The following is a 12328-nucleotide window of genomic DNA, read 5'->3' as shown; positions in this document are numbered from 1 at the left end:
TTGACCGATGACGAAGATCGCGGTGCTCGGCGCGGGCAAGATCGGTGAGGCGCTGCTGTCCGGGCTCTTGCAGGGCGGCCGCGCCGCCACGGATCTCCTGTTCACGGAGAAGCACGAGTCACGGGCTCGTGCTCTGACCGAGCAGTACGGCTTCGAGGCCGTCACGGTCTCCGGCGCGGCGGCCCAGGCCGACGTGCTGGTCGTGGCGGTCAAGCCGCAGGACATCGAGCCCTTGCTCACCGAGCTCGCGCCGGTGCTGCGTCCCGGCACGTTGATCGTCTCGCTGTGCGCGGGGCTGCCGACGGCCCTGTACGAGCGCAGGCTGCCCGAGGGCACGCCGGTCGTGCGGGTCATGCCGAACACCCCGATGGTCGTCGGTGAGGCCATGAGCGCCGTCTCCGGCGGTTCCAACGCGACGCCCGAGCACCTCAAGGTCGTCGAGGAGCTGCTGTCGACCGTGGGCAAGGTCGCCGTCGTGCCGGAGTCGCAGCAGGACGCGGTGACGGCGCTGTCCGGCTCCGGTCCGGCGTACTTCTTCTTCCTGGTCGAGGCGATGATCGACGCGGGCATCCTGCTCGGCATCCCGCGAGACCTCGCCTCGACGCTGATCATCCAGTCGGCCGTGGGGGCCGCGACGATGCTGAACGAGGGCTCCTCGCACCCCGTGATCCTGCGTGAGGCGGTCACGTCGCCCGCGGGCACGACGATCATGGCCATCCGCGAGCTGGAGAAGCACGGCGTCCGTGCGGCCCTGCTCGCGGCCATCGAGAGCGCTCGCGACCGCTCGGTCGAACTGGGCCGGCAGCACGAGGACTGACCCAAGTGAGGGGTCGTCCCCACTTTGGACGTCGCAGGAGTCACACCAGTCCCGCTACTCTCAGAGGCAGCACGTGCGTGTCGAACCGTTGGTGGGGAAGACCGACGGCACGACACGTGTCGAAGGATGCGGTGATGTATGCCTGCGAAGGAGAACGAACGAACAGGTCTCGCTCAGGTCCAGTTCCTGACCGTGGCCGAGGTGGCCTCGATGATGCGGGTCTCCAAGATGACCGTGTACCGCCTGGTGCACTCCGGTGAGCTGCCCGCTGTTCGGGTCGGCAAGTCGTTCCGGGTGCCCGAGAAGGCGGTCCACGCCTACCTGGAGAACGCGTACTTCGACGCTGGCTGAAGGCTGGTGAACCTCGCCGGGTAGACTGGTAGGCCGATCGTGCTTACCGGCGCGCCGTGCTTGACACGGCCAAGGCTGGGGCGCGCCAGTCAAAGCAACGTCTAGAGCTAAGGAACCCGCATGGGCTCGGTCATCAAGAAGCGCCGCAAGCGCATGTCGAAGAAGAAGCACCGCAAGCTGCTGCGCAAGACCAGGGTCCAGCGCAGGAAGCGCGGCAAGTAAGCCCGCATGCGCTCTGCCGCCGCCGGCCTCCTCACGGAGGTCGGCGGCGGTTGCGTTTCCAAGGGCCGCCCAGGGGTACTCGGTCGGGTGCTTGCACCGGCACGGATATCACCCACTGAGACGAACCGCGGGAAACACGGGATCGGTCGCCGCCGTTCGGGTGATTAGCCGGTAAAGCCTGCGTGACCTGCGTCAAGACGGCGTTCCGGCCCCCTGCGGTTCTCTATTCGGTCTGTAGCATCGACCAATCGCACCACCCTTCGTGCTTGGAGTCGCATGACGCCCAAGGTCGTCCTCGTCACCGGAGTCAGCCGCTTCCTCGGCGGCCACCTCGCCGCGCGCTTCGCCGCGAACCCGGACATCGAGCGCGTGCTCGGTGTGGACACCGAACCGCCGCCGCGCGATCTGCTGCGCCGCATGGGCAGGGCCGAGTTCGTGCGGGCGGACATCCGCAACCCGCTGATCAGCAAGGTCATCTCCACCGCGAACGTGGACACCGTCGTGCACGCCTCCGTCACCGCGAACCCGGCCGGGCCCACCGGTCGCACGGTGATGAAGGAGATGAACGTCATCGGCACCATGCAGCTGCTGGCCGCGTGCCAGAAGTCGCCCAAGGTGCAGAAGCTCGTCGTGAAGTCGACCAGCGCCGTCTACGGGTCCAGCAGCCGCGACCCGGCGGTGTTCACCGAGGACATGGGCCCCAAGGACCTGCCGTCGTCCGGCTACGCCAAGGACGCGGTCGAGGTCGAGGGGTACGTGCGCGGGTTCGGCCGCCGCAGGCCCGATGTGAACGTCACCACGCTGCGCTTCACGAACTTCATCGGCCCGCGCATCGACACGGTGCTGACGCGCTACTTCGCTCTTCCGGTCGTGCCCACGGTTCTGGGCTACGACGCTCGTGTGCAGCTGTTGCACTCCGAGGACGCACTGGCGGTCCTGGAGCGCGCGACGATGCACGACCTGCCCGGTGTGTTCAACGTGGGAGGCGACGGCGTGCTGCTGCTGTCGCAGGCGATTAGACGGGCGGGCAGGTTGAACCTGCCGGTGCCCAGCATGGCCGTGCCCACGGTCGGTGGCTTCTTCCGGAGCGCCCGGCTCGTCGACTTCTCGCCGGACCAGATGAGGTTCCTCAACTGGGGGCGCGTGGTCGACACCACCCTGCTGCGCAAGGAATTCGGGTTCACGCCGCGGTGGACCACCCAGCAGGCGTTCGACGACTACGTGAACGGCCGAGGCCTGAAGCCGCTCATCGACCCGGAGACGGTCGAAGCCGCGGAGCGGGGAATCCTCGACGCGGCCGCCCGTTTCCGCTGATCTTTGCTTTGAGGAGATGAACGCAGTGGCAGGAGCACGCGTTATCCCGCTGCACGACCCGGAACGCGACGCCGCGCGCAGAGCGCGCCACGTCGAGGTGGTTCCCGAGCCGGAGCAGCAGCAGCCCGAGACGTCGGACTGGGAACGCAGGCTCGCCGACCTGCTGTCCTTCGCCCGCAGGCGGATCGCGGGCGACTACCAGATCGACGAGTTCGGGTTCGACCGCGACCTGACCGAGAACGTGCTGATGCCGCCGCTGAAGCCGTTGTACGAGAAGTGGTTCCGCGTCGAGACCATCGGCATGAACAACATCCCGCTGGCCGGCGGCGCGCTGATCGTGGCGAACCACTCCGGCACGTTGCCGCTGGACGCCCTGATGACGTCGTACGGCATCGCGGCCGAGCACCCGGCGCACCGGTCGCTGCGCGGGCTCGGCGCCGACCTGGTGTTCCGCACGCCGCTGCTCGGCGCGATCGCGCGCAAGGGCGGCCAGACGCTCGCGTGCAACGCGGACGCCGAACGGCTGCTGTCCTCCGGTGAGCTCGTCGGCGTGTGGCCGGAGGGCTTCAAGGGCGTCGGCAAGCCGTTCAAGGACCGCTACAAGCTGCAGCGCTTCGGTCGCGGCGGCTTCGTGTCGGCGGCGCTGAAGACCGGCGTGCCGATCATCCCGTGCTCGATCGTCGGGGCCGAGGAGATCTACCCGATGATCGGCGACATCAAGGCTCTCGCGCGGCTGTTCGGCTTCCCGTACTTCCCGGTGACGCCGTTCTTCCCGCTGCTCGGCCCGCTCGGGGCGATCCCGCTGCCCTCGAAGTGGTACATCGAGTTCGGCGAGCCGATCCAGACGGACGTGTTCGGCGAGAACGCCTCCGACGACCCGATGCTCGTCTTCAACCTCACCGACCAGGTGCGGGAGACGATCCAGCAGACCCTCTACCGGCTGCTCACCCAGCGTCGGAACGTGTTCCTCGGCTGATCAGGTCCTGGACCTGGTCGTAGCTGAACGACCGCGAGACCGGTTCGCCGTCGCGCACTGCCTGAGCGGTCGCGACGGTGTGGTGCAGGGCCGCCCTGAACAGCAGCGAGCCGGTGCTGATCCGCTTCACCCCGAGGTCGCCGAGCTCCTTCGGGGTGCGGTGCTGGGCCAGCACGTTCAACGGGGCGAGCGCCGCGAGCTTCTCGATGTCCCTCGGTTCGGTCAGGCCCGCGACGAAGATCCCGTCCGCGCCGGCGTCGACGTAGCGGCGGGCCCGGTCCTCGGTCTCCTCCAGGGCCACGCCCTGCCAGTGGGTGTCGATGCGGGCGTTGAGGAAGACGCCCGGCGTGCGTTCCTTCACCGCCGCGATGAGTTCTGCTTGCTCCCGCGGGGTGGCGAGACCGTGCGGGCGGCCGTCCTCCAGGTTCACCCCCGCCACGCCGAGGTCCGCCACGAGTTCGGCCACCTCCGCCGGTGCCTTGCCGAAGCCCGACTCCAGGTCCGCGGTGACCGGGCAGGGCAACGTGGCCAGGAGCCGCGCCAGTGCCGTCGCCTGGTCGCCGGCCAGGCCCATGCCGTCCGGGATGCCGTGCGCCGCCGCGACGCCGAGACTGGTCGTGCCGATCGCGGTGAAGCCCGCCGCGTGCAGAGCCACGGCCGAGGCGTGGTCCCAGGCGTTGGGGAGGATCAACGGCTCGTCCTGGTGGTGCAGGGCCCTGAACGCCATGTTCTTGGCGATCCGGGTGGCCAACTCGCGGCCGGGGCAAGCGTGCGGGCCGTGGCCGAACGGGTGGTCGTCGAGGCTCACCTCGATCGTGCCCGTCGCCGCGGCCCTGCGGGTGATCGGCACCGGTGGGGTCTGGTTGCCGGTGCGCAGGTGCTCGGCCAGTGCGTTCGTCGCGGCCCAGGCCTGGACGAGCAGGCCGATTCTCGCCGCGGACTCCTCATCGTGGGCGGTGGCCAGGCGTTCCACGGCCGCGTCGGCTTCCGCGGTGATCGGCTCGTGCGGCTGGTAGCTCGGGGCGATTCTGGCGATGTCGGCCAGCGAGCCGGGGAGGCCCAGCGCGGTCGCCAGCTCGTCGAGCGTGGTGGCGGTGACGTTGTCGAGGAGCTTGGTCGTGAGCGCACGCCTGCGGGTGTGCTCTTGGCCGTTGCTGAAACGGACGACGGTGGCGCGCAGCCACGCCACGCCCCGGTCGCCGCCGGGGACGGTCGGTACGGGGAGGTTCAGCAGCTCTTCGGTCATGGTGCCGACGCTAGGGCCGGGACGGTTCGGCGCGGGCCGAAGTGTTCCGGTCGCAGAATGGGGTCCATGGAGGGACTTGCTCAGGTCGCCGGGTTGCTCGCGGACCGGACGCGGGCGGCGTTCTGCGGTGCCCTGCTCGACGGACGCGCCTGGACGGCTCGGGAACTGGCCGCTCACGCCGGGGTCGCTGCTTCCACAGCCAGCGAGCACCTGACCCGGCTGGTCGAGGGCGGGCTGCTGGTCGAGCACCGGCAGGGCCGGCATCGGTACGTGGCGTTGGCCGGGCCGCACGTCGCGGAGCTGCTGGAGAGCATGGTCGCGTTCGCCGGGCCGGACGCGCGGCCTCGTTCGCTGCGGGCGTCCTCCGCCTCGGAGGCGATGGCGCGTGGCCGGACCTGCTACGACCACCTGGCCGGGCAGCTCGGGATCGCGTTGAGGTCAGGGCTGGTCGGGCTGGGTGTCGTCACCGCGGAACTCGCCGTCACCGAGCCCGGCATGGTGTGGCTGAAGGAACTCGGGTTCGAGCCGTCGCAGCGTCAGCTCAGCCGGGCCTGCCTGGACTGGACCGAGCGCGTGCCGCACCTCGCCGGCGCGGCAGGGGCTCACCTGTGCAGGGTGTTCTTCGAGCGCGGCTGGGTGCGCCGGATCGGGTCCGGACGGGCCGTCGTTCTCGCTCCTGCCGGCGAGCAGGGCTGGCGGGAACTGGGGATCGTCTGACCGGCTACTTCACCCGGCGGCGGTAGGCCATCGTGGCCGCCACGGCTCCGGCGAGGGCACCCGCGCCCAGCACCGACGGGACGCCGATCTTCGCCGCCTTGCGGCCGGTGCGGAAGTCGCGGATCTCCCAGCCCTTGCGGCGGGAGACCTCGCGCAGCTGCGAGTCCGGGTTCACGGCCACGGCGGTGCCCACGACCGAGAGCATCGGGACGTCGTTGGACGAGTCCGAGTAGGCGGTGCACCTGCGCAGGTCGAGGCCTTCCTTGGCGGCCAGCGAGCGGACCGCCTGCGCCTTGGCCTTGCCGTGCAGGAGGTCGCCGACCAGACGGCCGGTGTAGACGCCGTTCGTCGACTCGGAGACCGTGCCGAGGGCGCCGGTCAGGCCGAGGCGGCGCGCGATGATCTGGGCCAGTTCCACCGGGGTGGCGGTGACCAGCCAGACGCGCTGACCCGCGTCGAGGTGCATCTGGGCGAGGGCCTGCGTGCCCTTCCAGATGCGGTCGGCCATCAGCTCGTCGTAGATCTCCTCGCCCAGCGAGACCAGTTCGGCGACGCTGCGGCCCGCCACGAAGGACAGGGCCTGCTCGCGGGAGGCCTTGACCGACTCCGGGTCCTCGCGGCCGCCGACGCGGAACTTGAGCTGCTGCCAGACGAAGCCCGCGAGGTCCGAGGACGAGAAGTACTTGCGCGCGGCCAGGCCGCGGGCGAAGTGGAAGATCGACGCGCCCATCATCATCGTGTTGTCCACGTCGAAGAAGGCCGCCGCCGTCAGGTCCGGCGGGACCGTCAGTGACGCTTCGAGCTCTGGCGCCATTGCGGCAGCCTGGATCGCCGCGTCTGCCGATGCCTCGCCGGCTAGTTCGGCCAGCCGGTCGCTCTCCACGTCACGCTTGCTTGCCATGTCCCAAGCGTAGCGATCAGGTTCGTCGGAAAGCGCCCGACTCAGCCGAAGCTGATGCCGGGGAGCAGCGGAAGCGAGATGCTCGGCAACGGGAGCGGCAGCGGAATCGTGATTCCCGGCTTGCCCGTCGACGGCTTCGTGGACGTGCCCGGCTGGGACGTCTGCGGGTTCGACGTGCCCGGCGCCACCGACTGGGTGGGCTGGACCGGAGGAGCCACCGAGCCGGACGGCACGGGCAGGCCGGACGGGGTCGGCTGCACCGAGGACGGCTTGCGGCCCGTCGAGGAGTTCGGGTCGGTGACGGCCGCGGCGCACGCGTCCTTGGCCGGCAACGGGCCGAGCGGGTCGGACGAACCGCTGGTCACGGCGTCGCACCCGGCTCGTGCGGCCAGGTCGTGGGCGCGCTGCGCGATGCTCGCCAGCAGCCACATCGTGGTGTCGGCGTGGGCACCGGCGTCGCCGGGCAGACGGGGGCGAAGCGTGCCGAGCTTCATGTACTGGCCGAGTGCCCAGTCGCGGAGCGCGGGCAGGGCCGTCTCGTCGGACGCGGCCGCGTAGGTGGTGAGCTGGCGGGCGCCCTCGACCGCGTCGGCGTCCAGGTCGGACAGCGCGGTGAGCTGCGCTTCCGGGGCCGAGGAGCGGTCGGCGAGGGTCTCCATCTCGGTGACCCTGGACGCGGCGAACTCCAGGTGCTTGAGGGCGCGGTCCTCGTCGTCGAAGGTCAGGCCCAGCGAGGCGCTTTCGGTGGTGCGTTTGATGCCGTAGAGCGGATCTCCCGGGAGCGCGTCACGGCTGAGCAGCACACTCATGCCGGCGAGTGACAACAGCAAGCAGAGGACCGCGGCCGCTGCGACCGCTAATCGTGCGCGCGCTCCCACCCGTCTTACCGACGAGAGCTCCAGTGGCTTCTCAGGTGGGGGCGCGGTGAGGACGCGCTGTCTCATCCGTTCGCGCGCCTCGGCGTCCGGACCGACGTCCATCCTCCGGAGGAGTTCGACGATCGCGAGGTCCTCAGCGAGGTCGTCGTTCCCCACCGGCTGTGGGCCGCCTTCAACGGCACGAGCGAAGCGCTCGTGCTCCGTGTGCCGCCACCGCGGTGTTCTTCCCTTGCCGTCCATCTCAGCCCGAGTAACGAAGTTGATCTGCTTTGGGTTACGCGTCTGCGATCGCAATCACCGCAACCACGACGGAAGAATCTGTGCGAGCCGCCTCACGGCCCGGTGTTGCAGCGCCTTCACGGCGCCTTCGTTGCGGTCCATGATCTGCGCGACCTCGGACACGGACTTGCCCTCGATGAACCTCAGCACGATGCAGTCGCGCTGGTCATCACCCAGCTGGGAGACGCACCGGAGCAGCTCCGCGTTGGTCGCCTCGGTCATGACCTCCTGTTCAGGGCCGCTCGTCTCCTCGCGGTTGTCCTGCAGCTCAGCCGTGGTGACCTCGAGCCGGTAGCGGCTCGACTTCACGTGGTCGAACACGATGTTGCGGGCGATCGTGACGAACCACGCCCCGACGTCGCGGCCCTGGTAGCTGACCGAGGCGATGCTCCGCAGCGCCCTGAGGAACGTCTCGCTCGTCACGTCCTCGGCGAACGCGCGATCGCCGCCCACCCGGAAGAGGACATAGCGGAACACCATGTCGACGTAGTTGTCGTAGAGCACTCCGAACGCCTCGGTGTCACCCTCTTGGGCGGCCTTGACGAGCTGCCACGGCTCGTCGGTGGCGTTGTCGTGCTGACCCCCCGTCATGGTTCGGGTGGTCCTGATCGTGTTCGGTCGTGCCCGCGCGGTCATCGGCTCGCGGCACCTCCACAGAGTCGCCGTGGCGGCAGCATACGTGTTGTTACTCCGTAGTAGGTAGCGGACGGTGTTCTGTGGTGTAGACGAGCCAACCGTGACTTCATGACGCTCGTCACGCGTGGAAGACTGCTCGAAGCGTCCAGTTGTTCATGAGGAGGCCATGTTGACTTCCGCTCGCAATGTGTCAGATCTGGTCCGTGCTTCGGCACAGCGGGGACCCAGCCACGTCGCCTTGGTCGACGTAGCGAGCGGTAAGAGCCTCACGTGGGAAACCATCGACGGCGCGACCGATGCTTTCGCCCGCCATTTGGCTGATTCAGGACTCGAATCGGGCGACCGAGTGGCGGTACGGCTGCCCACGAGCCCCGAGTTCGTGGTCGCCGTGTTCGGAATTCTGCGTGCGGGCGGCGTCGTGGTGCCCACCGGCCCCGGCATCCCGCCCCGCGAGCTCCAGCGGATCCTCGCCGACTCCGGCGCCGCGCTGCTCGTGGGCGACGGCGAGGGCTCGGATGCCCAGGTCCTCGACGTCCCGGACGTGACCGCCGTCGGTGAGCGTTTCGAGGCCGTTCGCGGCGGTGAGGACCTGGCGGTTCTCGGCTACACCTCGGGCACGTCCGGCGTGCCGCGCGGCGCGATGCTGTCGCACCGGGCGTTGCTCGCGAACGTCTCGCAGTGCGCCTCCCTGCGCCCCGCCCCCGTGACGGCGGGCGACCGGGTGCTGCTCGCGCTGCCGTTGTTCCACGTCTACGGCCTCGGCCCGGGCCTGCTGCAGGTGGCGGGCGCCGGCGCCACGGCGGTCCTGCTGGAGCGCTTCGACCCGGCGGCGGCGCTGGACGTCATCGAGGAGCACCGCGTCACCACGATGGTCGGCGTGCCGCCCATGTACCGGGCGCTGCTCGCGAACCCGGTCGACGTGCTGCGCGAGAAGCTCGCCACCGTTCGCCTCTTCACCTCCGGCGCTGCCCCGCTCCCGGCGAGCGTCATCGCGGAGATGCGCGGCGCGATCGGCATCCCGATCTTCGAGGGCTACGGCCTGACCGAGACGGGCCCGGTGCTGACGTCCACGCTGGTCGGCGGCACGCCGAAGCCGGGTTCGGTGGGCCAGGCACTCCCCGGCGTCGAGATCCGCCTGGTCGACACCGACGGCTCGGTGCTCGACATCGACGAGGACGAACCCGGTACGGGCCTGGTCTCCGCGAAGGGCGACAACCTCTTCAGCGGCTACTGGCCGGACGGCGCGTACGGCCCGGACAGCTCCGGCTGGTTCCGCACGGGCGACGTCGGCTTCATCGACGCCGACGGCGACCTGCACCTGGTGGACCGCGCCGGTGACCTGATCATCGTCAACGGCTTCAACGTCTACCCGCACGAGGTCGAACAGGTCGTCGGCGAGATGGACGGGGTCGTGGAGGCCGCGGCCGTCGGCGTGCCGGACGAGAAGACCGGCGAGTCGGTGAAGGTCGTCGTGGTGCTCCGCGACGGCGCCACCGTGTCGATCGAGGACGTCGTCGCGCACTGCGCCGCCCGCCTGGCCAAGTTCAAGGTGCCGACGTCGGTGGAGTTCGCCCCGGCCCTGCCGCACTCGCCGACCGGCAAGCTGGCGCGCGCCGTCCTGCGCAAGCCACTGGGAGCATGACCGGCATGAGCCACCACGTCACGCTGATGAGCCGGGTCGACTGCCACGCCTGCGAGGAGGCGGCGACCGAGATCGAGCGGATCTGCGCCGAGGCTGGCGCGACCTGGTCCGTCGAGGACGTGGACGCCGATCCGGAGCTGCGGGCCGAGTACGGGGACCGGGTGCCGGTGTTCCTGGTGGACGGGGCCGAGCACGGGTACTGGAAGGTGGAGGATGACCGCCTGCGGGCGGCCCTCGCCGGCTAGTCCCGGCTGGGTGTCACATCGGCCGGGGTTTACATGGGCTGGCACGTGGGCCGGGGTCATGTGGTCGGGGACTCGTGGGCGGGTCACGTCTGCCGGGGACTCGTCTGCCGGAGACTCGTCTGCCGACGGCGTTCAGCCGACGCCGTTCAGCCCTCGCCGCCGTCCAGCCTGCGTCGGAGCGCCGCCAGTTGCTCCTCGGACGGCTCGATCACGCCAGGCTCGACGTAGCCGGGGTACTCGGGCGGCATGGCCGGGAAGTCGTGCGGGTCGGTTCCCCTGGCCTCCGCGATCCGCTCAGCCGCCCAGTACCAGGCCTCCTTGTTGAAGTGCAGGCCTCGGTAGGGCGCGTCCGGCGGTTCGTACGGGTAGCTCGCGAGGGCGGCCGCCACGGCCTCATCTGCGGACATGTCGCCGTAGTGCTGCAACGTCCAGGCGTAGTTCGCGCGCTCGTTCTCGAGGTACGCGACGTACTCCTGCTCAGGCCAGCCGTCTTCGGACACGCCTCCCAGCGTAGGAGTTGATTACCGAGGGCTTACGACCTGAGCGAACCGGGGCCGTTCGGGTGTCGAATGAGAGGCATGAAGCCCGCCAAGGCCGCACTGACCGGACTGCTCGCCCTCGTGGCCGCCCTAGCGGCGGGGCATCTGGTGGCGGCCTTCGTGGGCATCAGCGCGTCGCCGTACCTCGCGGTGGGCAACGCCGCGATCGACCTCACGCCGTCGTGGCTGAAGGACTTCGCGGTCTCCACGTTCGGCACGGCGGACAAGCTCGTGCTGCTCAGCGGCATGGCCCTGGTCCTCGCGGGCATCGGCGTGGCAGCGGGGCTGGCCAGCAGGAACAGCGCCGCGCCGGGGTCGCTGGTGGCCGTGCTGCTCGGGTTCGTGGGGGTCGCGGCGGTCGTCACGAGGCCGGACGTCGGGCAGCTCGCGGTCCTCGCGCCCGTCGCCAGCACGGCCGCGGGCGTCTACGTGTTCCGCTACCTGCACAAAGAGGCCGAGGAGAGCGACAGCCGGCGCGGGTTCCTGATCACCGCCGGGCTCACGGTCTTCGCCGGGGTCGCGGGGCAGCTGTTCGGCAACCGGACGGACGTCGAGGGCTCGCGGCAGGCCATCGGGGACCTCACGCCGAAGGTCAAGGCGCCGGAGATCCCGTTCAACGCCGACTTCGTCAAGGACGGCACCCCGAGCTTCATCACCAGCGGCAAGGACTTCTACCGGATCGACACCGCGCTGAGCGTGCCGCGGATCCGGGCCGAGGAGTGGGCGCTGCGGGTGCACGGCATGGTCGAGCGGCCGATGGTGCTCACGTTCGAGGAGATCCGCAGCAAGGACCTCGTCGAGGAGACGGTCACGCTGACCTGCGTCTCCAACGAGGTCGGCGGGCCGTACATCTCCACCGCCAACTTCATCGGCGTGAAGATCGGCGACGTGCTGCGGGAGGCCGGCGTGAAGGCCGGTGCCGACCAGCTGTTCAGCACGAGCGACGACGGGTTCACGGCGGGCAGCCCGCTCGACTACGTGCTGGAGAACGGGCTGATCGCGATCGGCATGAACGGCGAGCCGCTGCCCGCGGAGCACGGCTTCCCCGCGCGGCTCGTGGTGCCGGGGCTCTACGGCTACGTCTCCGCGACCAAGTGGGTCACCGACCTCAACGTCACGACGTTCGCGAAGGACCAGGGGTACTGGATCCCGCGCGGGTGGGCGACGCGGGCGCCGATCAAGGCGTCCTCGCGGATCGACCGGCCGAAGCGGATGGGCAAGGTCCAGGGCAAGGCCGTCATCGCCGGAACGGCGTGGGCGCAGCCCAAGGGCGTGGCCAAGGTCGAGGTCCGCTTCGACGGCGGGCCGTGGCAGGAGACCGAGCTCGGCGCCGACGTCAGCGACAGCACCTGGCGGATGTGGAAGATCGAGACGGACCTCTCCCAGAGCAGTCACACGGTCGAGTGCCGGGCCACCGACAAATCCGGGTTCACCCAGGACCAGGCGCGCCTGGACCCCGTTCCCGACGGCGCGACGGGATGGCATTCGGTCACCTTCACCGTCGAGTAGGCGCTCACCCCGTAGTGATCATGAACCGCTGAAGCGCTGGTCACGCCCTGTCACCA

14 protein-coding genes are annotated in these 12328 nt (G+C 69.9%); 9 read left to right on the top strand and 5 right to left on the bottom strand.

Annotated features, from left to right (window positions below):
* Positions 1 to 7: 7 nt before the first annotated feature.
* The 5 genes from proC (at position 8) to ACH413_RS24535 (ending at position 3680) form a co-directional block, all read left to right on the top strand.
* Complete coding sequence (proC, locus tag ACH413_RS24555; protein ID WP_360045282.1) at positions 8 to 817, top strand: pyrroline-5-carboxylate reductase; 810 nt, start codon at positions 8 to 10, stop codon at positions 815 to 817.
* A gap of 138 nt (positions 818 to 955) precedes the next feature.
* Positions 956 to 1168 (top strand): helix-turn-helix domain-containing protein, encoded by a 213-nt coding sequence (locus ACH413_RS24550; protein ID WP_030477960.1) that lies wholly within the window; start codon positions 956 to 958, stop codon positions 1166 to 1168.
* 120 nt (positions 1169 to 1288) lie between these two features.
* A complete protein-coding gene (locus tag ACH413_RS24545; protein WP_015105422.1) occupies positions 1289 to 1390 on the top strand; it encodes a 30S ribosomal protein bS22 in 102 nt (33 codons plus the stop codon).
* A gap of 276 nt (positions 1391 to 1666) precedes the next feature.
* Positions 1667 to 2704: an NAD-dependent epimerase/dehydratase family protein gene (locus tag ACH413_RS24540; protein WP_360045280.1), complete on the top strand. Its 1038-nt coding sequence runs from the start codon at positions 1667 to 1669 to the stop codon at positions 2702 to 2704.
* A gap of 16 nt (positions 2705 to 2720) precedes the next feature.
* A complete protein-coding gene (locus ACH413_RS24535; RefSeq protein WP_360045278.1) occupies positions 2721 to 3680 on the top strand; it encodes a lysophospholipid acyltransferase family protein in 960 nt (319 codons plus the stop codon).
* On the opposite strand, the gene ACH413_RS24530 is transcribed toward ACH413_RS24535, so the two are convergent.
* The gene (locus ACH413_RS24530; RefSeq protein ID WP_360045276.1) at positions 3649 to 4926 is read right to left on the bottom strand and encodes an isocitrate lyase/phosphoenolpyruvate mutase family protein; all 1278 of its coding nucleotides are present in this window, start codon (positions 4924 to 4926) and stop codon (positions 3649 to 3651) included. The genes ACH413_RS24535 and ACH413_RS24530 overlap by 32 nt on opposite strands.
* A gap of 57 nt (positions 4927 to 4983) precedes the next feature.
* On the opposite strand from ACH413_RS24530, the gene ACH413_RS24525 reads away from it, so the two are divergent.
* Positions 4984 to 5643, top strand: a complete 660-nt coding sequence (locus tag ACH413_RS24525; protein ID WP_360045273.1) for a winged helix-turn-helix domain-containing protein — start codon at positions 4984 to 4986, stop codon at positions 5641 to 5643.
* A 4-nt stretch (positions 5644 to 5647) separates the two neighbouring features.
* Here ACH413_RS24525 and ACH413_RS24520 read toward each other — a convergent pair whose 3' ends face one another.
* The 3 genes from ACH413_RS24520 to ACH413_RS24510 all read right to left on the bottom strand — a co-directional run bounded on the left by ACH413_RS24520 (position 5648) and on the right by ACH413_RS24510 (position 8292).
* A complete protein-coding gene (locus tag ACH413_RS24520) occupies positions 5648 to 6544 on the bottom strand; it encodes an HAD-IB family hydrolase (protein WP_360045271.1) in 897 nt (298 codons plus the stop codon).
* A gap of 41 nt (positions 6545 to 6585) precedes the next feature.
* Positions 6586 to 7578 carry a DUF5667 domain-containing protein gene (locus ACH413_RS24515; protein WP_360045269.1) on the bottom strand — a complete coding sequence of 331 codons (993 nt, stop codon included), beginning with the start codon at positions 7576 to 7578 and terminating at the stop codon, positions 6586 to 6588.
* 138 nt (positions 7579 to 7716) lie between these two features.
* Entirely contained in the window at positions 7717 to 8292 is a 576-nt protein-coding gene (locus tag ACH413_RS24510) for a sigma-70 family RNA polymerase sigma factor (RefSeq protein ID WP_360045266.1), read from the bottom strand.
* 211 nt (positions 8293 to 8503) lie between these two features.
* Here ACH413_RS24510 and ACH413_RS24505 point away from each other — a divergent pair, with 211 nt between their 5' ends.
* Together ACH413_RS24505 and ACH413_RS24500 are read left to right on the top strand one after the other, a co-directional pair.
* Positions 8504 to 9979, top strand: a complete 1476-nt coding sequence (locus ACH413_RS24505) for an AMP-binding protein (protein ID WP_360045263.1) — start codon at positions 8504 to 8506, stop codon at positions 9977 to 9979.
* 5 nt (positions 9980 to 9984) lie between these two features.
* Positions 9985 to 10224 (top strand): glutaredoxin family protein, encoded by a 240-nt coding sequence (locus ACH413_RS24500; protein WP_360045260.1) that lies wholly within the window; start codon positions 9985 to 9987, stop codon positions 10222 to 10224.
* 146 nt (positions 10225 to 10370) lie between these two features.
* Here ACH413_RS24500 and ACH413_RS24495 read toward each other — a convergent pair whose 3' ends face one another.
* Positions 10371 to 10724: a hypothetical protein gene (locus ACH413_RS24495; protein ID WP_360045257.1), complete on the bottom strand. Its 354-nt coding sequence runs from the start codon at positions 10722 to 10724 to the stop codon at positions 10371 to 10373.
* Positions 10725 to 10802: 78 nt separating this feature from the next.
* Here ACH413_RS24495 and ACH413_RS24490 point away from each other — a divergent pair, with 78 nt between their 5' ends.
* On the top strand, positions 10803 to 12272 hold the full coding sequence (locus ACH413_RS24490; RefSeq protein WP_360045254.1) for a molybdopterin-dependent oxidoreductase: 1470 nt from the start codon (positions 10803 to 10805) through the stop codon (positions 12270 to 12272).
* Positions 12273 to 12328 lie beyond the last annotated feature (56 nt).

It is taken from the genome of Lentzea sp. NPDC020367, from assembly GCF_044387305.1.
In the GTDB taxonomy this organism is placed as follows: domain Bacteria; phylum Actinomycetota; class Actinomycetes; order Mycobacteriales; family Pseudonocardiaceae; genus Lentzea.
This window is presented reverse-complemented; position numbering and strand designations above follow the sequence as displayed.

Excerpts from the sequence above, each read along its gene's own strand:
- ACH413_RS24540 (WP_360045280.1), top strand. The coding sequence starts at position 1,667 with ATGACGCCCAAGGTCGTCCTCGTCACCGGAGTCAGCCGCTTCCTCGGC.
- ACH413_RS24505 (WP_360045263.1), top strand. The coding sequence starts at position 8,504 with ATGTTGACTTCCGCTCGCAATGTGTCAGATCTGGTCCGTGCTTCGGCA.
- ACH413_RS24535 (WP_360045278.1), top strand. The coding sequence starts at position 2,721 with ATGAACGCAGTGGCAGGAGCACGCGTTATCCCGCTGCACGACCCGGAA.
- ACH413_RS24490 (WP_360045254.1), top strand. The coding sequence starts at position 10,803 with ATGAAGCCCGCCAAGGCCGCACTGACCGGACTGCTCGCCCTCGTGGCC.
- ACH413_RS24545 (WP_015105422.1), top strand. The coding sequence starts at position 1,289 with ATGGGCTCGGTCATCAAGAAGCGCCGCAAGCGCATGTCGAAGAAGAAG.
- ACH413_RS24520 (WP_360045271.1), bottom strand. The coding sequence starts at position 6,544 with ATGGCAAGCAAGCGTGACGTGGAGAGCGACCGGCTGGCCGAACTAGCC.
- proC (WP_360045282.1), top strand. The coding sequence starts at position 8 with ATGACGAAGATCGCGGTGCTCGGCGCGGGCAAGATCGGTGAGGCGCTG.
- ACH413_RS24530 (WP_360045276.1), bottom strand. The coding sequence starts at position 4,926 with ATGACCGAAGAGCTGCTGAACCTCCCCGTACCGACCGTCCCCGGCGGC.
- ACH413_RS24550 (WP_030477960.1), top strand. The coding sequence starts at position 956 with ATGCCTGCGAAGGAGAACGAACGAACAGGTCTCGCTCAGGTCCAGTTC.
- ACH413_RS24525 (WP_360045273.1), top strand. The coding sequence starts at position 4,984 with ATGGGGTCCATGGAGGGACTTGCTCAGGTCGCCGGGTTGCTCGCGGAC.
- ACH413_RS24500 (WP_360045260.1), top strand. The coding sequence starts at position 9,985 with ATGAGCCACCACGTCACGCTGATGAGCCGGGTCGACTGCCACGCCTGC.
- ACH413_RS24510 (WP_360045266.1), bottom strand. The coding sequence starts at position 8,292 with ATGACGGGGGGTCAGCACGACAACGCCACCGACGAGCCGTGGCAGCTC.